At 42.5% G+C, this 20,579-nt stretch carries 25 protein-coding genes; 20 read left to right on the top strand and 5 right to left on the bottom strand.

Annotation, left to right across the window (positions count from 1 at the left end; translation table 11 throughout):
• The first annotated feature begins 173 nt into the window (after positions 1-173).
• From spo0A to KFT32_RS00885, 3 genes are all read left to right on the top strand, one after another.
• Positions 174-983, top strand: coding sequence for a sporulation transcription factor Spo0A (gene spo0A / locus KFT32_RS00895; protein WP_211745134.1), 810 nt, complete (start codon positions 174-176; stop codon positions 981-983).
• Between the two features lie 120 nt (positions 984-1,103).
• Positions 1,104-1,382 carry a hypothetical protein gene (locus tag KFT32_RS00890; RefSeq protein WP_211745132.1) on the top strand — a complete coding sequence of 93 codons (279 nt, stop codon included), beginning with the start codon at positions 1,104-1,106 and terminating at the stop codon, positions 1,380-1,382.
• A gap of 113 nt (positions 1,383-1,495) precedes the next feature.
• Positions 1,496-1,972, top strand: a complete 477-nt coding sequence (locus KFT32_RS00885; protein ID WP_211745130.1) for a hypothetical protein — start codon at positions 1,496-1,498, stop codon at positions 1,970-1,972.
• A gap of 83 nt (positions 1,973-2,055) precedes the next feature.
• Here KFT32_RS00885 and KFT32_RS00880 read toward each other — a convergent pair whose 3' ends face one another.
• Positions 2,056-2,661, bottom strand: a complete 606-nt coding sequence (locus KFT32_RS00880) for a thymidine kinase (RefSeq protein WP_211745128.1) — start codon at positions 2,659-2,661, stop codon at positions 2,056-2,058.
• A 175-nt stretch (positions 2,662-2,836) separates the two neighbouring features.
• On the opposite strand from KFT32_RS00880, the gene KFT32_RS00875 reads away from it, so the two are divergent.
• Positions 2,837-3,058 carry a hypothetical protein gene (locus KFT32_RS00875; protein ID WP_211745127.1) on the top strand — a complete coding sequence of 74 codons (222 nt, stop codon included), beginning with the start codon at positions 2,837-2,839 and terminating at the stop codon, positions 3,056-3,058.
• Between the two features lie 36 nt (positions 3,059-3,094).
• On the opposite strand, the gene KFT32_RS00870 is transcribed toward KFT32_RS00875, so the two are convergent.
• A complete protein-coding gene (locus KFT32_RS00870) occupies positions 3,095-3,472 on the bottom strand; it encodes a potassium channel family protein (RefSeq protein ID WP_211745125.1) in 378 nt (125 codons plus the stop codon).
• Between the two features lie 89 nt (positions 3,473-3,561).
• A complete protein-coding gene (locus tag KFT32_RS00865; RefSeq protein WP_211745124.1) occupies positions 3,562-3,846 on the bottom strand; it encodes a DUF2627 domain-containing protein in 285 nt (94 codons plus the stop codon).
• Positions 3,847-4,007: 161 nt separating this feature from the next.
• On the opposite strand from KFT32_RS00865, the gene lpdA reads away from it, so the two are divergent.
• The 5 genes from lpdA to lipB all read left to right on the top strand — a co-directional run bounded on the left by lpdA (position 4,008) and on the right by lipB (position 9,819).
• On the top strand, positions 4,008-5,429 hold the full coding sequence (gene lpdA, locus KFT32_RS00860; RefSeq protein WP_211745122.1) for a dihydrolipoyl dehydrogenase: 1,422 nt from the start codon (positions 4,008-4,010) through the stop codon (positions 5,427-5,429).
• A 194-nt stretch (positions 5,430-5,623) separates the two neighbouring features.
• Positions 5,624-6,640 carry a thiamine pyrophosphate-dependent dehydrogenase E1 component subunit alpha gene (locus tag KFT32_RS00855; protein ID WP_211745564.1) on the top strand — a complete coding sequence of 339 codons (1,017 nt, stop codon included), beginning with the start codon at positions 5,624-5,626 and terminating at the stop codon, positions 6,638-6,640.
• A gap of 1 nt (position 6,641) precedes the next feature.
• Positions 6,642-7,628, top strand: a complete 987-nt coding sequence (locus KFT32_RS00850; RefSeq protein ID WP_211745120.1) for an alpha-ketoacid dehydrogenase subunit beta — start codon at positions 6,642-6,644, stop codon at positions 7,626-7,628.
• A 48-nt stretch (positions 7,629-7,676) separates the two neighbouring features.
• A complete protein-coding gene (locus KFT32_RS00845) occupies positions 7,677-9,071 on the top strand; it encodes a dihydrolipoamide acetyltransferase family protein (RefSeq protein ID WP_211745118.1) in 1,395 nt (464 codons plus the stop codon).
• A gap of 49 nt (positions 9,072-9,120) precedes the next feature.
• The gene (gene lipB, locus KFT32_RS00840) at positions 9,121-9,819 is read left to right on the top strand and encodes a lipoyl(octanoyl) transferase LipB (RefSeq protein ID WP_211745116.1); all 699 of its coding nucleotides are present in this window, start codon (positions 9,121-9,123) and stop codon (positions 9,817-9,819) included.
• A 100-nt stretch (positions 9,820-9,919) separates the two neighbouring features.
• Here the strand turns inward: lipB and prli42 are convergent, their stop codons facing one another.
• A complete protein-coding gene (gene prli42 / locus KFT32_RS00835; RefSeq protein ID WP_211745114.1) occupies positions 9,920-10,021 on the bottom strand; it encodes a stressosome-associated protein Prli42 in 102 nt (33 codons plus the stop codon).
• Between the two features lie 86 nt (positions 10,022-10,107).
• On the opposite strand from prli42, the gene KFT32_RS00830 reads away from it, so the two are divergent.
• Positions 10,108-11,235 (top strand): M20/M25/M40 family metallo-hydrolase, encoded by a 1,128-nt coding sequence (locus KFT32_RS00830; protein WP_211745113.1) that lies wholly within the window; start codon positions 10,108-10,110, stop codon positions 11,233-11,235.
• A gap of 80 nt (positions 11,236-11,315) precedes the next feature.
• Here KFT32_RS00830 and KFT32_RS00825 read toward each other — a convergent pair whose 3' ends face one another.
• Entirely contained in the window at positions 11,316-11,480 is a 165-nt protein-coding gene (locus KFT32_RS00825) for a Z-ring formation inhibitor MciZ (protein WP_211745112.1), read from the bottom strand.
• A 102-nt stretch (positions 11,481-11,582) separates the two neighbouring features.
• Between KFT32_RS00825 and KFT32_RS00820 the strand changes: the two genes are divergently transcribed.
• The 10 genes from KFT32_RS00820 to KFT32_RS00775 all read left to right on the top strand — a co-directional run bounded on the left by KFT32_RS00820 (position 11,583) and on the right by KFT32_RS00775 (position 20,551).
• On the top strand, positions 11,583-12,182 hold the full coding sequence (locus KFT32_RS00820; protein WP_211745111.1) for an NUDIX domain-containing protein: 600 nt from the start codon (positions 11,583-11,585) through the stop codon (positions 12,180-12,182).
• Between the two features lies 1 nt (position 12,183).
• Positions 12,184-13,407, top strand: a complete 1,224-nt coding sequence (locus tag KFT32_RS00815) for an endonuclease Q family protein (RefSeq protein WP_211745110.1) — start codon at positions 12,184-12,186, stop codon at positions 13,405-13,407.
• A gap of 58 nt (positions 13,408-13,465) precedes the next feature.
• Entirely contained in the window at positions 13,466-14,092 is a 627-nt protein-coding gene (spoIIM, locus tag KFT32_RS00810) for a stage II sporulation protein M (RefSeq protein WP_211745109.1), read from the top strand.
• 120 nt (positions 14,093-14,212) lie between these two features.
• A complete protein-coding gene (fur, locus tag KFT32_RS00805) occupies positions 14,213-14,674 on the top strand; it encodes a ferric iron uptake transcriptional regulator (RefSeq protein WP_211745108.1) in 462 nt (153 codons plus the stop codon).
• Between the two features lie 273 nt (positions 14,675-14,947).
• A complete protein-coding gene (locus tag KFT32_RS00800; protein WP_211745107.1) occupies positions 14,948-15,190 on the top strand; it encodes a DUF4227 family protein in 243 nt (80 codons plus the stop codon).
• 52 nt (positions 15,191-15,242) lie between these two features.
• Positions 15,243-16,142 carry a site-specific tyrosine recombinase XerD gene (xerD, locus tag KFT32_RS00795; RefSeq protein WP_211745106.1) on the top strand — a complete coding sequence of 300 codons (900 nt, stop codon included), beginning with the start codon at positions 15,243-15,245 and terminating at the stop codon, positions 16,140-16,142.
• 58 nt (positions 16,143-16,200) lie between these two features.
• On the top strand, positions 16,201-17,394 hold the full coding sequence (gene deoB, locus KFT32_RS00790; protein WP_211745105.1) for a phosphopentomutase: 1,194 nt from the start codon (positions 16,201-16,203) through the stop codon (positions 17,392-17,394).
• 18 nt (positions 17,395-17,412) lie between these two features.
• Positions 17,413-18,237, top strand: a complete 825-nt coding sequence (locus tag KFT32_RS00785; RefSeq protein WP_211745104.1) for a purine-nucleoside phosphorylase — start codon at positions 17,413-17,415, stop codon at positions 18,235-18,237.
• 60 nt (positions 18,238-18,297) lie between these two features.
• Positions 18,298-19,164 carry a purine-nucleoside phosphorylase gene (locus KFT32_RS00780; RefSeq protein WP_211745102.1) on the top strand — a complete coding sequence of 289 codons (867 nt, stop codon included), beginning with the start codon at positions 18,298-18,300 and terminating at the stop codon, positions 19,162-19,164.
• Positions 19,165-19,216: 52 nt separating this feature from the next.
• Positions 19,217-20,551, top strand: coding sequence for a pyrimidine-nucleoside phosphorylase (locus KFT32_RS00775; RefSeq protein WP_211745100.1), 1,335 nt, complete (start codon positions 19,217-19,219; stop codon positions 20,549-20,551).
• Positions 20,552-20,579: the final 28 nt, after the last annotated feature.

Below are 20,579 nucleotides of genomic sequence, written 5' to 3'. Positions count from 1 at the left end.
GTCGAATACAGATGAAGAAAATCATAAAATGAAATAAAATAAAATATTATAAATCAATGGCTAAAAAAAATAAAGAAAATATTTTTCGACAGAAGGATTTTCCTTTCTTGTGTCGAAAATCTAAAGCTGTAAGGGTATGAGGATTCAACAATTGCCTAAGGGAGGAAATACATTTGCAAAATATTGAAGTATTATTGGCTGATGATAACCGGGAGTTTACGAATTTACTAGCTGAATATATATCCGAGCAAGAAGACATGGAAGTAACGGGTATTGCCTATAACGGTGAAGAGGTACTTCAGTTGATCCAGGAAACAAAAAACGTTCCGGATGTTCTAATTCTTGATATCATTATGCCTCATCTGGATGGGTTAGGGGTACTTGAACGCCTTCGTGAGATGAATTTGTCTCCACAGCCTAAAGTGATTATGCTGACTGCTTTTGGACAGGAGAATATTACACAACGAGCAGTTCAGCTGGGAGCTTCCTATTACATTTTAAAGCCGTTTGATATGGAAGTACTTGCAAACCGAGTGCGCCAGCTAGTTGGTTCTCAAGCTATCACAAGTAATAGTTCTCAAATGATTTCTTCCTCCCATAAATCAAATGTTGTTCCTATCGGAAAATCCAAAAATTTGGACGCAAGTATTACTTCTATTATTCATGAAATTGGAGTGCCTGCTCATATTAAGGGTTACCAATATTTGCGCGAAGCCATCACGATGGTGTACAACAACATTGAAATACTTGGGGCCATTACCAAAACACTGTATCCGGCTATCGCAGAAAAGTTCAAAACAACACCTTCTCGAGTAGAACGAGCTATTCGTCATGCCATTGAAGTAGCATGGACACGTGGAAATATTGATTCAATTAGCCATTTGTTTGGCTATACGATTAACATCAGTAAATCCAAACCTACAAACAGTGAATTCATTGCCATGGTTGCTGACAAGCTGCGGATCGAACATAAAGTGTCTTAAAATGTTTCAGATCGTTAACAAGAATGTACAATGCCCTTTAAACCTCATAATAAACTGCGCTTGCCTGAAAAGAGGTAGGCGCTTTTTCAAGAAATGATTTGGAAAGGGGAAGTGCTACTTATGTTATGGTTATCGATCATAGGAATTGCTGCTCTATCTCTCCTATATATAGGTTATCAACGTAAGACTTCACGCAAAGTGAAAAAGGCATCTAACTTGGTTCATCTGGACCAATTCCGTAAGAACCGAGATAAACAAAGTGTACAGAAAGTCCAGAAATGTGGAAAATGCAATAAGTATAAAAGGCTTCATTTTTATGCAGACCCTGTTGGGAAAATTACAGGTTTATGCAAAGAATGTGAGAATAACGAGAGCAGTAAGAAAATGCTTCGAATATAACAATCCATCCATAGTTGTCGTGTAATGCCACATTTGGTGGTTATTACATGAAGAATAGCCTTTGCTTTCGGTTAAGAGTTGTAGTACATTAGCAGAGAATAAGGAGGTTTCTAATGTACTCAAGCAAACAAGACGACACACTATATATTATGACATACACACTGAATAGCGGTGTTAAAGGGACAGTTCCATTGTCCAATAAACAAATTCAGGAATGGATGCATTGCTACAGAAACGACACGAAGTTTATAGCTGAGATCGGTAAAGAGTTTTTTGGCTTAAATCCCACACTAGTCTCTGACTTCAAAGTTCAGAATCAATTTTCTGACTATCAGAATGTAATAGTGCCTGTACAACAAGATAATATGGATCGTCTCTCAACCGCTTATAGAGCGAATGAGATCTTAATGAAAATTGATTGCAAATGTGGAACTGCTTACGTAACCGAGTCTCCTTATAAACGGACGAAGTGGTATTGCACCAAGTGCAAAGAAATTGTATTTTTGGATCCGAAAAAGGGTATGGTGGAGACTTCGCGTGGCGATGCTTACTATATGACTAACAAGTACTTTGTATCACGGGAACAATAATGAATACAGTGACTAGCACAGCTACCGCTCAGTCGACAGCTGAAAAATAAAGGAGTGCCCGATTTATACCGGACACTCCTTTATTAATTCTCATCTTCACATTTTACTTTGTGAGGGGGAACAAAACATTTACGACATCTAGGTTCATACGCTTCGGAATCTCCAATCATGACGACAGGTCCTAGCGTAACAGGTTCGCCATTTACAATACGCTGAGTAAACGCAGCATCAGGGCTTCCACATACGGCACAGAAAGCAGACAGTTTTTCAATATCATCTGACATAGCGAGTAACCCGCCGATAAATCCAAACTCTTTACCACGGTAGTCCATATTTAAACCATCCACGATGACATGTTTTCCGCAATAAGCAAGCTCTTCGACGATATCCATAATCTCTCTGCTGAAGAACTGTACTTCATCAAATGCGACTACATCCGCATCTTTCGTTTCATCCAGAATTTTCTCGACAATCTGCGGAGAAAGCTGCTTTGGAATCGGAATTGCAGGTAATCTATAGCCGATACGACTGACGATTTCGTCGATTTCAAAACGATCATCTTCAACAGGTTTGTAGGCAACAACTTTTCGGCGACCATATTTTATTAATTTTTGACAGCGTCTGATCAGTTCTCCTGATTTCTCACTGAACATGGGCCCGGTTATTACGGTAATACGACCTTTTGACACAGCAATATCTTCCTCTCTTTTGCACAATCCGCTCTAAATCTTTTGGTTTCCCCAAAAGAGCCATTATAGATTAACATAAATAAAAGCATGGAAGCCACTGTTTTGTTATATAGTGGATCGTAAAAATGTGCACAATTTCTTCCTAACATGATATGGTGATAAAGATGAGGTGATAATGATGAATAATGAAGAAAAATATACAGCATGGCAAACGAAATTTACTCTGCTGCAACAAAAAAGTACATTGGATGCGGAAACAGAAAAATTCATTTCCGAAATATTATCTGAATTTTCTGCTGTACAAGGACAAAATGAACGTTTAAGAAAAATAATTCTTCAGAAGACCACAGGAGACTCAAGAATGTCTACCAAACTTAGAGATGCTTTGTATGAGTAAAAAAGAAAAAGCCTTCTTAAAAAAGAAGGCAAATGGTTATTTAACATCTAATTGATTTACAGGCGTGGCTTCTTTAGGGCTATCTTCGCTTAATTTCTCTGGGAACACAATTCCAAGCGTGATTCTTGCGATCATTGCGAAAGTAATGCCGATGCCAGCAAACATATAAATAATCGTAAACATTTTACCGAATGTAGTTTCTGGTGCTAGTGTGGGATGACCGATGGTCGTTAACGTGACAGCAGAAAAGTAAAGTGCATCCATATAGCTCATATTTTCCACACTTGAGTAAAAAATAGTTCCTGAGAGCAACGTGGCGATGGTCAGGGTAAAAAGAGCAAGAAATCTTTTGTCCTTTAATCCATGGAACAAGCCTTTGAGTAATCTTTTTAAAGTAAGTAAAAATGAGATCATGATCAGGTACCCCTATCAGCGAGTAAGATATATAGGATTAAAATTATATGGAACCCGGCGGCAAAGGTAAAGTTTTTCTATCTTAAGGACTACGCGTCGGTGTTTTGTTTTTGTCTGAAACGAGGTCCGACATAATTGCGCTTCCGGTCACGGAACAGAATCCAACCGCCAAGAAAGGCCATACAGGCAACAAAGAGGATCATTCCTAAGCTAAAGTTAAGCCATTCAAAACGCGGAGAATGGATGAGATCATCGCCATGATCGGCATAATAATGGAACAAGGAATCTTTAATCATCAAAAAACCTTTCATTGCTCCAAGACCCGGGATAACGAGAATGACAATGGCAAGAAATCGGGAAAGCATAAGCTTCATCGTGCAAAAACCCCTTTTCATACGCATGTAGTATTTCTATATGATACCTTGTCTTCTAGATACTGTCTATTGGGCGTTCCGGGTTTTTGTGATTCGAAGAAAGTGAGAGTACAATAGATGTAATATAACGACAACGTGTAAGAATTGGGGGAATGATTTTCATGGCAATCGAGTGTGATGTTGCGATTTTGGGTGGAGGAACAGGTGGCTATGTGGCTGCTATTCGAGCTGCTCAGTTAGGGAAATCTGTAGTGATTGTAGAAAAGGACAAGCTGGGTGGAACGTGTCTTCACCGAGGTTGTATTCCAAGCAAGGCACTTCTTCGGAGTGCGGAAGTTTATGCGGACATTAAAGACAGTGCTAGTTATGGAATCGAAACATCAGGGGCTACTTTGGTTTTTCCAAAAGTGCAAGAAAGAAAAGAGGCAATCGTTCAGCAACTCCATCAGGGTGTTCAATATTTGATGCGCAAAAATAAAATTTCGGTTTTGCAAGGGAAAGGAAGAGTTATCGGTCCTTCGATTTTCTCGCCGAAAAGTGGGGCACTCGCGGTTGAACTTGAAAACGGTGAGATGGAAAACGTAGTTCCTGCAAACCTCATTATTGCTACTGGATCCCGTCCAAGAACGCTTCCGGGACTGAAACCGGATGGAGATAAAATTATGACTAGTGATGAGGCTCTTCTAATGGACGAGCTGCCGGATTCTATAATCATTGTCGGCGGGGGAGTCATTGGAGTGGAGTGGGCTTCTATGCTCTGCGATTTCAATGTAAAGGTCACTCTGATCGAGGCAGCGGATCATATTCTTCCTCAAGAAGACCAAGACATCGCTGCTGAGATGAAACGTCTGCTCGTAAAGCGTGGAGTTGAGGTAAGAACAAATGTGCAGGTTTTGACAGATACATATACAGACCGCGGCGATTCATTCTCTATCGAGGTACAAACAGGAGATGATAGTGAAACATTATCTGCCTCCAAAATTTTGATATCGGTAGGTCGAGTAGCGAACATCGAAAATATCGGCATTGAGAACACCGATATCAAGACGTTAAACGGCTTTATAGAGGTCAATGGCCAGTTACAGACGGCTGTTCCTCATATTTATGCTATTGGTGACTGTATCGGCGGTCTACAGCTGGCGCATGTTGCCTCTCATGAAGGAATCCGTGCAGTACAACATTTGGCAGGCGAAGGGGTACATGCTACTCCGGATCATTTTATTCCAAGAGCTATTTATTCAAGACCGGAAGCAGCGAGTGTAGGATACACGGAAAAGCAGGCTCGTGAACTTGGATATACGATAAAAATCGGGAAATTTCCTTTTCAGGCTATTGGCAAAGCGTTGGTCCATGGACATCAAGATGGGTTTGCCAAAGTGATAACTGATGAGAAAACAAATGATATTTTGGGTGTGCATCTGATTGGGACCCATGTTACAGATCTGATTAGTGAAGCAGCACTAGCACAGCTACTCGATGCAACCCCTTGGGAAGTAGGGCAACTTGTTCATCCTCATCCTTCCTTATCAGAGATCATTGGCGAAGCAATGCTTGATGTAGATGGCAGCGCCATAGGAAAGTAGATTTTGCTTTTTAATGAATGCAATGGGTAACTATGACACTTGTCATGATTGTGCTTTATGTCTTTTCTTTTTTCAGAGAAAACGAGTATAATGTGCTTAAGCCAAGTCTTAGTACCAGGTTTTAAGACAAGACAGTACTAAAGATATTTAAGCTACTCTAAAAGGAGGGTTCGTAACTTTTGAACTTAAAAAACATGACATCTAAGCAGTACAAACATAACGAGCTTGGTCTCTCAGACGGTCAGGTTATTGATATGTACAAATATATGCTCCTGGCTCGTAAATTCGATGAACGTTGTATGCTCTTGCAGAGAGCAGGGAAAATCAATTTCCATGTATCCGGTATCGGTCAAGAGACAGCTCAGGTAGCTGCTGCTTTTGCACTTGATCGGGAGAAGGATTACTTCCTGCCGTATTACCGGGATTATGGATTTGTTTTAGCGGTAGGGATGACGCCTCGAGAACTCATGCTGTCTGCATTTGCGAAGGCAGAAGATCCGAATAGCGGAGGACGTCAAATGCCGGGTCATTTTGGTAGCAAACGCCTTCGAATCGTAACTGGATCAAGTCCGGTAACGACTCAAGTTCCTCATGCTGTTGGGGTAGCACTAGCTGCTAAAATGCAGAAGAAAGATTTTGTATCTTTCGTTACCTTTGGAGAAGGTTCAAGTAATCAGGGTGACTTTCATGAAGGAAGTAACTTTGCGGGAGTACACAAACTTCCCGTAATTATCATGGTTGAGAATAATCAGTACGCGATCTCTGTACCTATTCACAAACAGCTTAGCGGTAAAGTAAGTGATCGAGCACTTGGCTATGGTTTCCCAGGACTCCGTGTTGATGGGAATGATGCACTTGCGGTTTATGCTGCGGTAAAAGAAGCTCGTGAACGTGCTGTTGCAGGAGAAGGTCCTACTTTAATTGAAGCTATGATGTACAGACTTTCACCACATTCCACTTCAGATAATGATCTGGCTTATCGGACCAAGGAAGAAGTCGAAGAAAATTGGAAAAAAGACGGACTTGCCAAAATGAAGCAATATTTGATTGACTGTGGAATTTGGGACGAAGAGCGTGATAACGATCTGGCTGCCCAGCTCAGTATGGAACTGAAAGAAGCTACGGAATATGCGGATGATGCTCCATATCCGAAGCCAGAAGATACCCTGCTGCATGTGTATGCCGATGAAGAGTCAGGAGGGGAACGATAATATGGCAGTAATGGAGTATATTGATGCGATAAGACTTGCAATGAAAGAAGAAATGGAACGGGATGAATCCGTATTTGTTCTTGGAGAAGATGTGGGTGTAAAAGGCGGAGTATTTACGACGACCAAAGGACTGATGGATCAGTTTGGTGAAATGCGCGTTATGGATACTCCTCTATCTGAATCAGCTATCGCTGGAGTTGCTATTGGTGCAGCCATGTATGGCATGAAGCCGATAGCAGAAATGCAGTATTCTGATTTTATGCTTCCAGCAACAAACCAGATTATCAGTGAAGCTGCAAAAATCAGATATCGATCCAACAATGATTGGAGTTGCCCTGTCGTTATTCGTGCTCCAATCGGTGGCGGTATTTTCGGTGGTTTATACCATTCCCAATGTCCGGAATCCATTTTTTTCGGTACACCGGGGCTTAAAATTGTAGCTCCTTACACGGCGTATGATGCGAAGGGTCTCCTGAAAGCGGCTGTCCGTGACCCGGATCCCGTTCTTTTCTTTGAAAATAAAAAAATGTATCGACTCGCGAAGGAAGAAGTTCCCGAGGATGATTACATCGTGCCGATCGGTAAAGCAAATGTCCTACGTGAAGGTGATGATATTACCGTTATCGCGTATTCCCAGCCGCTGCATTTCGTTATGCAAGCTGCTGAGGAACTAGAAAAAGAACAAGGAATTACGACTCATGTTCTGGATTTACGTACACTTCAACCATTGGATAAGGCAGCAATTATCGAAGCTGCGAAATTGACTGGTAAAGTGCTTATCATCCATGAGGATAACAAAACGGGCGGAGTCGGAGCTGAAGTGTCTGCGATTATTAACGAAGAATGTTTGTTTGATCTAGACGCTCCGATTGAACGTCTATGCGGTCCTGATGTGCCCGCTATGCCGATCAGTCCACCGATGGAAAGATTCTATATGCTGAGTAAAGATAAAGTGAAGGATGCAATGCTCAAGCTGGCAATGTACTAATGAATAGGCCTCCTCAGGTGTGAGGTTGAAGGATTGGAGTGACAAAACATGGCAGGACAAAAGAAGTTAATTGAAGTGGTTATGCCGCAGCTCGCGGAATCACTCGTATCTGCGACCATCGCCAAGTGGCTGAAGAAACCAGGGGATCGGGTAGATCAGTACGAACCGATCTGTGAAGTAATAACTGACAAAGTAAATGCGGAAATTCCTTCTACTGTGGAAGGCATCATGGGTGAAATTACAGCAGAGGAAGGTCAAACCGTAGGTGTTGGTGAGCTGATCTGCCGAATGGAAGTTCATGCCGCTGCAGGCACAGGAATTGTGGGAGAAACCTCCCAAACTAGAGCATCGGACAATATTGTCCAGCCGACAGTTTCAGATAATACAGTAGAACAAGGTTCCATGCGAAATCGATATTCACCAGCAGTTCAGAGCCTTGCGGCTGAGCATGGTTTGAATCTTAGCCAAATTAAGGGTACCGGAATGAATGGACGAATTACTCGTAAAGATGTACTTCGTTATGTTCAGGAAGGGAATGCACAGCAGCAAGCTTCTTTATCTAAGCAGGCTGAACAATTTGTTCCTACGAATTCGGTAGAAGATCGGAAGCAAGTTCAGCAACAAACTACTTCTGAGCAATCAAGTTTATCGATGGATCCTGCGATTTCTGTACGTCATTCAGGCATTCACTTATCGGAAACGCCAAAAATCCCGAAAATTGAAGTTGATGGATATACTTCTGGAAGAGCAGAACAGTATATTGATATCACGCCGGTCCGTAATGCGATCGCAAGAAACATGCGTCAGAGCGTATCTGAAATTCCGCATGCTTGGACAATGATTGAAGTAGATGTAACGAACCTTGTTACTTTGCGCAATAAGCTGAAAGATGAGTTCAAACGCAAAGAAGGGATTAATCTAACTTATCTTGCTTTTCTTCTTAAAGCAGTTGTTAATGCGATCAAAGATTATCCAATCATGAATTCGGTCTGGGCTGTGGACAAAATTATTGTCAAACGTGATATTAATATCTCTCTTGCTGTAGGAACAGAAGATTCGGTTATGACTCCGGTAATCCAGAGAGCAGATACCAAAAATATTGCTGGCCTGGCTCATGAGATTGAAGATCTTGCGAGAAGAACGAGAGAAGGTACGCTCAAGCTGGATGATATGCAAGGAGGAACATTCACGGTAAATAACACCGGTTCGTTTGGATCGATCTTGTCTTATCCGATTATTAACTATCCACAAGCTGCCATTCTTACTTTCGAATCGATTGTGAAAAAGCCAGTTGTTATTAACGATATGATTGCTGTTAGATCAATGGCTAATTTATGTTTGTCCCTGGATCATCGTATTTTGGACGGAGTTATATCGGGAAGATTCTTGCAAAGAGTGAAAGAGAATCTAGAAAGTTATTCTTTAGATACGAAGCTATACTAAATAACTGTAGTCATGACAACGAGTTAATCTTGGGGGAGGGTGTATTCGTATGAATAGACCGCTTGTTGTGAGTTATACCGATATGATGGATTACGGTGAAGCATGGGATCTGCAAAAAAAAATGGTCCATGACATTGATGCCGGAAAGCAGCAGGAACTCCTGCTGCTTTTGCAGCATCCACCTACATACACAATTGGTACACAGCGACATCCGGAGCATCTACTGATTAGTGAAGAAGATCGGAAGAAAAAAGGGATTTCCGTCTATCAGATTGATCGAGGCGGTGACATTACATATCATGGCCCCGGTCAACTGGTAGGCTATCCCATTATGTTTCTGGGCCTAGGTAAAGAAATTGACTTACATGCACATTTAAGAAATGTAGAAGAAGTATTTATTGAGTATTTACAGACGTATGGTATCAATGCGGGCCGTAAAGAGAAGTATACAGGGGTATGGGTGGGCGATCTGAAAATTTGTGCCATCGGTATTAAATTTAATCGCAGTACTACACACCGTAGGGACTTTATAACAAGCCACGGTTTTGCTTTTAATATAAAGTCAGGTATTCAGAATGAAGGATTCAAGGGTATTATCCCTTGTGGGATTGAAGACTACGGAGTAACCTCACTGGAAGATTGTACGGGACTTGTTCATTGGCCAGAACAGGTGGCCTCTGAACTAGTTCCTATTTTTGCAAAACGGTTTGGTTTTGATCCGATCTGGACCGCAGCAGCACAGTCTTAAAGTATAAACCCCAAATGAAAAAGCCCTCCTATTCTCAAAAAAAGACATAGGAAAGGCTGAGCTTTCTCATATGGATGAGACCGTAAACTAGAAATAGGGCTTATCCAAAAAGAAGGGGTTCAATCACAATTAGTAAAGTTGAGGCAATCATTGCAATTAACATAAGATAGACAACGACTTTAAACCATTTTTTCTGTTGCATGAGCGAGCTCCTTTTATACCATAATTACATTCTATTGTAACGTATCCATGGCAGAGTGGAAAGTCAAACTAGAAGGGATGATAACCATGATTAATCAAGAACGGATAACAGAGGAATTTATGGAACTTGTCCAGGTCGACAGTGTTACCCAATATGAACAACATATTTCTGAAATACTGAAGACGAAGTTTTCCAAACTTGGTCTTGAAGTAAAGGAAGATAACACGAAAGAGCAAACTGGGCATGGCGCAGGCAATTTAATTGTGACTTGGAAAGCTCAAGGAGAAAGTAATGCCCCGAAATTGTTCTTTACATGTCATATGGATACCGTGGCACCAGGCGAGGGAATCAAACCTCAGATTTCAGAAGACGGATTTATCCGAAGTGACGGTACGACGATCTTGGGTGCCGATGACAAAGCTGGAATTGCTGCACTTTTTGAAGCTATTCGTGTGATTCAAGAGAACGATATTCCCCATGGTCAAATCCAGTTTGTCATTACCGTAGGGGAAGAGTCCGGATTGCTTGGTGCAAGAGCGATGAAAGCGGAAGATATCGATGCAGAGTTCGGTTTTGCACTTGATTCTAACGGTGACGTTGGAGGAATCTGTGTGTCTGCACCAGCGCGAGCTCAAATTACGATGAAAATTACTGGGAAATCCGCTCATGCAGGCGTGAATCCGGAAGATGGAATCAGTGCGATTCAAGTAGCTTCCAAAGCTATTGCTGCGATGAAGCTCGGACGTATTGACCATGAAACGACAGCTAATATTGGTAGTTTCTCAGGTGCGGGTCCACTGAACGTAGTATGCGACTATGCTGAAATTGCGGCAGAAGCACGCAGTATAGTTCAAAGTAAAGTGGAGAATCAAGTTGCACACATGAGAGAGTCACTGCAAGCTACCTGCCAAGAATACGGTGCAAAAGCAGAATTTGAGAGCTATATTGCTTACCCAGCTTTCAAATTAACAGACGAGGACGAAGTGGTGAAACTCGCAGCTCGCGGGATTACGAGTGCTGGTCTGAATGCGAAGACATTCCCATCCGGTGGTGGAAGTGACGCTAATATTTTCAATGGATTTGGAATCCCGACTGTGAATCTAGCACTTGGGTATGAAGATATTCATACGACAAGTGAACGAATTAAAGTGAGCAGTCTCGTGGAAGCTGCACAAGTGGTAGTTTCCATTGTGAGCGAAGCAGCGAAACAATAAAGTAAAACAACTTACGAAAAGGTCTGGGCGTTAGTGATTACACGCCAGACCTTTTTTGTAAATGAAGGAATACATTTTTCCTATTTCACGTTTCGAATCAAGGGAATTACATGATGTGTCTTCTGAAGAAGATCAGCGATCTGCATGTCTGGACCGTAAACTGATAACCAGTGCCTAAGGGTATTCATAATCTGATTAGCTTGTCCGGCCATATATAAAGAATGATTGTTTTTATAACTTTTCATCAGGGGCTCACTCCTCGGAAATAAAGACTTATATTAAACCGTATGCCCATGAAGTAAGTTTTAATACTTGTTATTTTCAAAGTTTATGAGGGAGGTATATCTATGAATGACTCTATTACTCGTATAAAGCACCCAAATCTAAAACATCCGGAATCCAATCCAGCGTTAGTGGAAACGACCGTGTCTACAGAACCGGTATTTGAGGGGAAGGTGGTTTCTCTCCAAGTGGATACCGTTACCCTGCCCAATGGACAGACAGGAACAAGAGAAATTATTAGACACCCGGGAGCTGTAGCTGTACTGGCGGTTAGAGGAGATCGTATGCTCGTGGTGGATCAATACAGACAGGCTCTGGGGCGTACAGAACTCGAAATCCCAGCCGGTAAGTTAGACCCAGGCGAAGACCCAGAGGAAGCGGCGAAAAGGGAGCTTAGAGAAGAAACAGGGTTCCGTGCTGGATCTCTTAAACCTCTACCTGCGTTTTACACGTCCCCTGGTTTTGCTGATGAGGTCATCTATCTCTACATGGCTGACGAGCTTAAAGAAGGAGAGATGGAACTGGATGAGGATGAGTTTCTTGAAGTGTCGGAGATTACCCTGGATGAAGCATATGCGTTTATTAAAGAGGGACGAATCAGTGATGCCAAGACCGTTCTTGCTGTATATGCATGGCACTTGTATCAGCTGACAGGAAAGTTATAAGATGGATCAGCCCTTTTCTACCCATGCGCAAACGCTTCGGACGTACTATGCAGATCTTCATATTCACATTGGGCGAACGAACAGGGGAGAAGCCGTCAAAATAAGCGGCAGCCGTAATCTAACGTTCCTGAACATTGCCAAAGAAGCAGCGAATCGAAAAGGAATTGAGCTTATTGGGATTGTTGACGCTCATGCTCCTGTCGTGCAGCGAGATATTAGGGAGGCTCTTGATTCAGGCGAAATGAGAGAGATCCCAGGCGGAGGGATCGCGTATCGGGATACGGTTATTTTACTCGGCACGGAGCTTGAAGTAAGGGAACCGGGACTTAAAGAGTTTCATTTTCTTGCCTTTTTCAGAAGCTTATCTGATATCGAGTCATTTACCAGCTGGATTTCCCCGTACATGAAAAATGTAAATCTTAGTTCTCAGCGTATCTATGTTCCTGTAAGACAACTTCAGAATGAGATTGTACGCCGAGGAGGACTGTTTATTCCTGCTCATGTGTTCACGCCCCATAAAGGTATCTATGGAAGCAGTGTACACCGAATGGAGGAAATTTTGGACGTCTCATCTGTAGCTGCTATTGAACTTGGGCTCAGCGCGGACTCCGAAATGGCAGGTTACATTAGTGAACTGGACCCTATTCCTTTTTTGACGAATTCAGATGCTCATTCCCTTTCTAAAATTGGGAGAGAGTACAACAGTTTACGGCTGCTAGAGCCCTCTTTTGATGAGTTTTCCTATGCTTTACAAAATAAGGATGGTCGCCGTATTGAAGCGAATTATGGGCTGAATCCCCGGCTAGGTAAGTATCACCGAACCTACTGCGCTTCATGTAATAGTATTCTAGATGAAGATCAGGTTACGGGTGAACGCTGCTCTTATTGTGGTAGCACCAAACTGGTTCATGGTGTACTCGATCGTATATTGACGATTGCGGACCGGGATAGATCCTATATTCCTCCTGAAAGGCCTGACTATAAATACCAAGTTCCGCTTGAATTCATTCCGGGGCTTGGCAAAGTTAAACTTCGATTATTACTCGAAGCTTTCGGAAGTGAAATGGCCATCCTTCATCGCACGGAGGAAGCAGCGCTAAGTAACGTTGTAGGAGAGGAACTGGCGAGGTATATCGTACTTGCAAGAAGTGGTGAACTGCGCTTAAGTTCAGGCGGTGGCGGAACATACGGTAAAGTTTCGAAAACTCAAAAGCAAGGGTCATAGAATGGGAGAGAAATTCATAGAGTAAGGTATGTAACCAGAAAGGGGACGACCTCTCATCATGCCATTTCTCAAACATACGTTCAGAGACCAAACTCCACTTTATGTTTTTGTTGCTGTTTTGTTTTTGGTCGGGGTTATTTTCGGTGCATTAATGGTAGGAGCACTAACCCTGGATCAGCAGCAGGATCTTGCGGGTTATTTGGATAATTTTTTTGTGACCATTCATCAGGGAAGTGTGGATGAGGCCCAATCTTTTTTTGACATTGCGATGCTTCATTTGAAATGGATCGGACTCATTTTTATACTTGGCTTGTCTGTCATTGGACTTCCGGGTATTCTCGTACTTGATTTTCTCAAAGGAGTGCTGATTGGTTTTTCTGTAGGATATTTGGTTGCCCAGTATTCATGGAAAGGATTACTGCTTGCGCTACTGTCTATTGCTCCTCATAATCTGTTTTTAATTCCTGTACTAATGATTAGCAGTGTGGCCGCCATTACGTTTTCCCTTCATATGATCCGCAGTCGTTTCTTTATGCAGCGAAACCAAAGTGTTAAAAGACCTTTAACGAGTTATATCACTTTAACCTTGGCGATGGCACTATTAATGGTAGGTATTTCTTCTTTTGAAACCTTTGTCACGCCAACGCTGATGCAGTGGGTAACTCCCTTATTTATCAAGGTATAATTTGCTTGGGGTACCTCTCCTAAAACCCTGATATAGTTGACTTTATTTCGTATGAGACCCTATAATGATACAAGTGGGTTTATGTACACGATGCAGTGATTTCCTAGGGGGAGGGAGAATATGGAAGCACGGATCGACAAGATTAAACAACAGTTACAGTCTCAAGGCTACAAACTAACGCCCCAACGGGAAGCAACAGTTAGAGTCTTATTAGAGAATGAAGAAGACCATTTGAGCGCAGAAGATGTGTTTATGTTGGTTAAGGAAAAAGCTCCCGAAATCGGTCTTGCAACCGTATATCGAACCCTGGAACTGCTCAGTGAGCTGCATGTCGTAGAGAAGATTAATTTTGGTGACGGAGTAGCCCGTTATGATTTGCGCGGTGACACAAGCAAGCACCATCATCACCATTTGATATGCGTTCAATGCGGCAGTATGGACGAAATACGAGAAGATTGGCTTGGGCCGCTTGAGGAACGATTGGAACGCGAGTTTAATTTTTCGGTTCTTGATCACAGGCTTGATTTTCAAGGGATTTGTTATCGTTGCAAAGACAAGAACGATCAGAAGCCGAAGAACTGATATAAAGACAAGCATGAGCAAGCTCTCACCGGGTTACGTTCGGGGGAGCTTTTTTAGCATGTGCACATATAGATGGTAAATGAAAGAACTCTTTCATATACATTGCCTTTGTAGTTAGGGTAAGATGATAATATAACTTTTTCTTTTCGCGAACCAAGGTCATAGTCGGGTTGACTGTTTCATAGGCTGAACATAGCTGGATTGTTAACGGGGAAGACTACCCGTATCCTTTACGGACAAGACTAAAGACCAAGGAGAGGCGGGAAAAAAGTTATGGTATTTTCACTTCGCAAATGGCTTCGTATGGTTCGTTTGTTTATCATATTTGCTGCACTTGTATACATGTTTTATCATGTGTTCAGTCTATTTTCAAACTGGATTACACCCGTTGATCATTACAAGATACCAGAGGGAAATGCGCTTAAAGTATTTCATCCTGAAGAAGGAATTCAGCTTGCTACCCAGAAAACAAACTTAATTGAACGGCTTCGCTTTTTTTATTGGTATGGTGAATAGAGGAGTGGCCTTGTTTGCCCAAAATTAAAGGTAAGGAGCTGTAAGGAAAACGATGAGGAAGTATGTGCAGCCCTACATGGATTATTTGCAGGAGGATAAAGGGTCTTCTGTCAGTACGCTGGAATCGTACAAACGTGATATTGAGCAGTTTATAGGGTATATGGATAGAGAACAGCATGCGGATGCTGAAGCTCATGAGATTACACGTACGCATATTGTGCTTTATCTTTCTTTTCTGAAAAAAGAAGGAAAGGCAGCTTCAACGATTGCACGGAACGTTGTATCCCTTCGCTCTTTTTTTCATTATCTTATGTTTAAGGGGTTTGTTTCTAAAGACCCGACATATCATCTGGATTCACCCAAAACAGAAAAGAATCCGCCCAAAATCCTTTCCATTTCTGAAGTGGACAGGCTTCTTGACATCCCGGATACATCGATACCTTCAGGTCTTAGGGACAAAGCAATGCTTGAGCTACTATATGCAACCGGAATCAAAGTTTCAGAATTAGTTCATTTAAATGTGGAAGACTTGAATACCGATCTCAAGTATGTTCGTACCGGGAGGGATAGTGCCAAAGAAAGGGTAATTCCTGTTACCGGTATTGCGGCAAGAGCAACGACTGAATATCTGGAGTCCGCTCGCAGCAAACTGTTAAGAGCACATGCTGAGGAGCAAGCTTTGTTTGTAAATACGAACGGAAGTCGTTTAACACGGCAAGGTATATGGAAAATGATCAAGAAGTACGCCGAGGAAGCGGGGCTTGTGGGTGGAGGAATTACACCTCATACTTTAAGACATTCTTTTGCTGCGCATTTGCTGGAGAACGGTGCTGACTTAAGATCAGTGCAGGAAATGATGGGACATGCAGATATTTCGACTACGCAAATTTACAATCAAGTGGTAAAGAGGAATATGAAAGATGTGTATGATCATTATCATCCCCGAGCCTGATTGAAAGAACATCATTTGCTTTACTATGAATAGAGAAGATAAGGAAGGGGCTTACATCATGACAAACAGAAAATCGCGGTTTAATCGCATTTGTTTTATTGTGCTTGACAGTGTAGGAATCGGAGAACAACCGGATGCACCTGAATTTGGTGACACAGGAGCCCATACGTTAGGTCATATTCTGGAGCGAGTACCAACAACAAAACTTCCAAATTTGCAAAAATTAGGTCTTGGTAACATCGCATCCATTCCTCCCATTTCACCGGCTGAGGCACCGACAGGTTACTATGGCAAGATGAAAGAAGTATCTGCAGGGAAAGATACGATGACGGGACACTGGGAACTGATGGGGCTCAAAATTGATACTCCATTCAATACATATCCCGATGGATTCCCACAAGATCTTATTACTGAATTCGAACAACAGACAGGCCGTAAAGTCATTTGCAATAAACCTGCTTCCGGAACAGAAGTACTTGATGAGTATGGTAAAGAGCAAATGAAAACAGGAGCTTGGATCGTATACACTTCAGCAGATAGTGTGTTCCAAATTGCTGCTCATGAGGATATTATTCCACTCGAAGAACTGTATAAGGCGTGTAAAATTGCTCGTAAACTGACACTTGCTCCTGAGCACTCTGTGGGACGGGTTATTGCACGTCCTTATGTAGGACAACCAGGTGCTTTCAAAAGAACACCGAACCGTCACGATTACGCTGTAAAACCACCGGAGCCAACGGTGATGAACTCTTTGCAAACCTCTGGGTTCGACGTCATTGCGGTTGGTAAAATCAATGACATTTTTGATGGTGAAGGTGTAACTGCTTCCTATCCTTCTAAAAGTAATGAACATGGGATTGAATTAACAATTGAGCAACTGGGCAAAGATTTTAATGGTCTTTTATTTACGAATCTGGTTGATTTTGATTCCTTGTATGGCCACCGTAGAGATCCTGAAGGATATGCAGGTGCGCTTGAAGTATTTGATAAAGCTTTGCCGCAGATTATGGATCGTATTGGAGAAAATGACTTGCTCATTATCTCGGCTGACCATGGGAATGATCCAGTGCATGCGGGAACAGATCATACTAGAGAGTATGTACCGATTCTTATCTATAGTCCGTCTTTACAGTCACCAGGAAAAAGCATTGGCATAAGAGACACATTCTCAGATCTCGGTGCGACGATTGCAGATAATTTTGGTGCGGCATCTCCGCTTCATGGAGAAAGCTTTTTAAGGGAACTTAATTAAGGGGGATAAACAAGTAACATGACACAACTAACACAGAATATCGTAAAAGAAGCAGCTGCATTTATCCAAACGAAAACCAATATTACACCAGAGATTGGTCTCATTCTCGGTTCAGGTCTCGGTATTCTTGCTGAACTCATTGAAGATGCAGTAGCAATTCCGTACGGAGACATTCCTCATTTTCCTGTATCTACAGTTGAAGGTCATGTCGGAGAATTGTTAATTGGTACGATTCAAGGCCGTCCAGTGGTAATGATGAAAGGTCGTTTCCATATGTACGAAGGATACGGACCTGAAGTAACCGCATTTCCAGTCCGTGTCATGAAAGCGATCGGTGTTCAGAAAATGCTCGTAACGAACGCTGCAGGCGGTGTTAATACGTCTTATGAAGCTGGGGATCTGATGATTATTTCTGATCATCTGAATCTGACAGGTCGCAATCCACTGATGGGGCCAAACGATTCTGATTTTGGTGTTCGTTTCCCAGATATGTCCGAAGCGTACAGTCACAGACTTCGCAAGCTTGCAAAAGATACAGCGGATAAACAAGGATTTACGATGAAAGAAGGCGTATATGCAGGCCTTCTGGGTCCTAACTATGAGACTCCTGCTGAAATTGTAATGTTGCGTACGATGGGCGCGGATGCAGTTGGAATGTCTACAGTAGCTGAAGTGATTGTAGCTCGTCATGCTGGAATTGAAGTGCTCGGTATTTCCTGTATTACGAATATGGCAGCAGGCATTCTTGAACAGCCGTTATCCCACGATGAAGTAATGGAGACAGCTGAGATGGTAAAAGAGAAATTCCTGAACCTCGTCATGTCACTCATTCCACAAATGTAACGAAACGTGATGTCATAATAATCATAGAAACGAAATTCGGAATAAAGGGGAAAAGGAAAAATGTCTCAAACAACAGGTAATTTGACAAAAGAATATAGTGCTCATATTGAAGAAGCAGCAAGTTACATTAAGCAAAAGCTTGGCAAGTATGCACCTAAGATTGGTCTTGTTCTTGGTTCCGGACTCGGAGATTTGGGTGACCAAATTGAAGATGCAGTATACATTCCTTACGATGAAGTACCTAACTTCCCAGAGTCTACCGTAGAAGGACATGCCGGTCGGTTTGTTATTGGTAAGCTGGAAGGAAAAGATGTCATCATTATGCAAGGGCGTTTCCATTACTATGAAGGTTATGACATGCGTACAGTGGTGCTACCGGTATATGTGATGTCACAGATCGGCGTAGAAACACTTATGCTTACGAATGCTGCTGGCGGTATGAATCGCGGTTTTAAAGCAGGAGATCTAATGCTAATTACGGATCACTTGAATATGACAGGAGCTAATCCATTGATCGGACCTAATGACTCCAAGCTTGGCGTACGTTTCCCTGATATGTCAGCTGCTTATGATCCAGAATATCGTGCGCTTGCGAAGAAACTTTCCAAAGAGATCAAAGGGGAAGATGGTACGAATTTGGAACTTCAAGAAGGGGTATACTGTGGTATTAGTGGCCCTACGTATTCAACACCTAAAGAGTCAACGATGTTTGCTCTTCTGGGTGGAGATGCGATTGGAATGTCCACTGTAGGTGAAGTCATTGCTGCAAGACATGCAGGTCTACGTGTACTTGGTATTTCTTGTATTACAGATATGGCGATTGGTGAAGAACTTGAGCCTCTTACACATGAACAAGTTGTTGCTGTGGCTAATCGTACCAAACCGAAATTTATCGGACTTGTACGTGCTTTTGTACGCGAAGTGTAATTCAGTTTCACAACTTGCTTTTAAATACAGTAGTTAAGGTGTGGTCAATCATATGAGAGCTGTTGATATTATACAGAAGAAGCGTGATGGACATGAGCTATCAGCAGAAGAAATTACGTATCTTGTACAGGGTTACAGCCGTGGTGAAATACCGGACTATCAGATGTCTGCCTGGGCAATGGCTGTATATTTTCAAGGGATGACTGCACAAGAAACAGGTCATCTCACCATGGAGATGGCAAAGTCAGGAGATCAGGTTGATCTCTCTCCGATTCAAGGCATCAAGGTGGACAAACATTCCACTGGTGGAGTAGGGGATAAAACTACGATTGTTCTTGCTCCTCTCGTTGCCGCAGCGGGTGTTCCTGTAGCCAAGATGTCAGGACGTGGACTCGGTCATACCGGTGGCACATTGGACAAATTGGAGTCTATCTCAGGCTTTACGATTGAGCTCACCCGAGATGAGTTCTTCAGTCAAGTGAATGAAGTCGGGGCTGCAGTTATTGGTCAAAGCGGAAATATGGCTCCTGCTGATAAAAAATTATATGCCCTTCGAGATGTAACATCGACGGTGAACTCGATTCCGCTGATCGCAAGTTCGGTCATGAGTAAAAAAATTGCTGCTGGTGCCGATGCGATCGTACTTGATGTGAAAACAGGCAGCGGAGCTTTTATGAAAACACTGGATGATTCGATACGTCTTGCGCAAGCTATGGTCGATATCGGGACCCATGTTGGACGTGATACGGTTGCTGTTATCAGTGATATGGACCAGCCCCTTGGTTTCGGTATCGGAAATGCCCTTGAAATCAAAGAAGCGGTAGAAACTTTGCAAGGCAAAGGACCAGCGGATCTTGAGGAAGTTAGTTTATTTCTAGCCTCTCATATGCTTGTCCTAGGCGGAAAAGCAAAAACGGTAGAAGAAGCACGTACACTCTTAGCAGAACTTCTTAGAAGCGGAGCTGCTTTTGATAAGTTGAAGCAGATGGTCGCTGCTCAGCATGGGGATGTGGATCAAATCGATGATTTGACTAAATTGCCTGGAGCAAGTCGTACGATAGAAGTAAAGGCAGATGCGAGTGGATACATTGCAAGTATCGAAGCTGAAGCGATTGGTATTGCGGCGATGCTGCTTGGAGCTGGACGTGAGACAAAGGAATCGATCATCGATTACGGAGTAGGCGTTACACTAGTGAAGAAAGTCGGCGATGAGGTAAAGGCAGGGGATACCCTTGCTGTTATGCACATCAATGAAGCGAGTGAATCCAAAGTGCAGGAAGCGGAACAAAAGCTGAAACAAGCCTACAGTGTTACCGATACTGCGGTACCTAAACAGCCACTAATCTATGCGCTCGTTACGAAAAATGGTGTAGAGCGCTTCGTATAGCGTAAAAGTAACGACCTAGTTACAACAA

This window comes from Paenibacillus sp. Marseille-Q4541 (assembly GCF_018310695.1).
Lineage (GTDB): Bacteria > Bacillota > Bacilli > Paenibacillales > Paenibacillaceae > Paenibacillus.
The sequence above is the reverse complement of the archived record's forward strand: the minus strand, read 5'-3'. Positions and strand labels throughout refer to the sequence as shown.

Coding starts and splice junctions, on each gene's coding strand:
- deoB (WP_211745105.1), top strand. CDS start 16,201: ATGACAAACAGAAAATCGCGGTTTAATCGCATTTGTTTTATTGTGCTT.
- KFT32_RS00875 (WP_211745127.1), top strand. CDS start 2,837: ATGATGAATAATGAAGAAAAATATACAGCATGGCAAACGAAATTTACT.
- KFT32_RS00800 (WP_211745107.1), top strand. CDS start 14,948: ATGGTATTTTCACTTCGCAAATGGCTTCGTATGGTTCGTTTGTTTATC.
- KFT32_RS00830 (WP_211745113.1), top strand. CDS start 10,108: ATGATTAATCAAGAACGGATAACAGAGGAATTTATGGAACTTGTCCAG.
- KFT32_RS00890 (WP_211745132.1), top strand. CDS start 1,104: ATGTTATGGTTATCGATCATAGGAATTGCTGCTCTATCTCTCCTATAT.
- spoIIM (WP_211745109.1), top strand. CDS start 13,466: ATGCCATTTCTCAAACATACGTTCAGAGACCAAACTCCACTTTATGTT.
- KFT32_RS00775 (WP_211745100.1), top strand. CDS start 19,217: ATGAGAGCTGTTGATATTATACAGAAGAAGCGTGATGGACATGAGCTA.
- prli42 (WP_211745114.1), bottom strand. CDS start 10,021: ATGCAACAGAAAAAATGGTTTAAAGTCGTTGTCTATCTTATGTTAATT.
- KFT32_RS00850 (WP_211745120.1), top strand. CDS start 6,642: ATGGCAGTAATGGAGTATATTGATGCGATAAGACTTGCAATGAAAGAA.
- xerD (WP_211745106.1), top strand. CDS start 15,243: ATGAGGAAGTATGTGCAGCCCTACATGGATTATTTGCAGGAGGATAAA.
- KFT32_RS00825 (WP_211745112.1), bottom strand. CDS start 11,480: ATGAAAAGTTATAAAAACAATCATTCTTTATATATGGCCGGACAAGCT.
- KFT32_RS00780 (WP_211745102.1), top strand. CDS start 18,298: ATGTCTCAAACAACAGGTAATTTGACAAAAGAATATAGTGCTCATATT.
- KFT32_RS00815 (WP_211745110.1), top strand. CDS start 12,184: ATGGATCAGCCCTTTTCTACCCATGCGCAAACGCTTCGGACGTACTAT.
- KFT32_RS00855 (WP_211745564.1), top strand. CDS start 5,624: ATGACATCTAAGCAGTACAAACATAACGAGCTTGGTCTCTCAGACGGT.
- KFT32_RS00885 (WP_211745130.1), top strand. CDS start 1,496: ATGTACTCAAGCAAACAAGACGACACACTATATATTATGACATACACA.
- KFT32_RS00865 (WP_211745124.1), bottom strand. CDS start 3,846: ATGAAGCTTATGCTTTCCCGATTTCTTGCCATTGTCATTCTCGTTATC.
- lipB (WP_211745116.1), top strand. CDS start 9,121: ATGAATAGACCGCTTGTTGTGAGTTATACCGATATGATGGATTACGGT.
- KFT32_RS00870 (WP_211745125.1), bottom strand. CDS start 3,472: ATGATCTCATTTTTACTTACTTTAAAAAGATTACTCAAAGGCTTGTTC.
- KFT32_RS00785 (WP_211745104.1), top strand. CDS start 17,413: ATGACACAACTAACACAGAATATCGTAAAAGAAGCAGCTGCATTTATC.
- lpdA (WP_211745122.1), top strand. CDS start 4,008: ATGGCAATCGAGTGTGATGTTGCGATTTTGGGTGGAGGAACAGGTGGC.
- KFT32_RS00845 (WP_211745118.1), top strand. CDS start 7,677: ATGGCAGGACAAAAGAAGTTAATTGAAGTGGTTATGCCGCAGCTCGCG.
- KFT32_RS00820 (WP_211745111.1), top strand. CDS start 11,583: ATGAATGACTCTATTACTCGTATAAAGCACCCAAATCTAAAACATCCG.
- fur (WP_211745108.1), top strand. CDS start 14,213: ATGGAAGCACGGATCGACAAGATTAAACAACAGTTACAGTCTCAAGGC.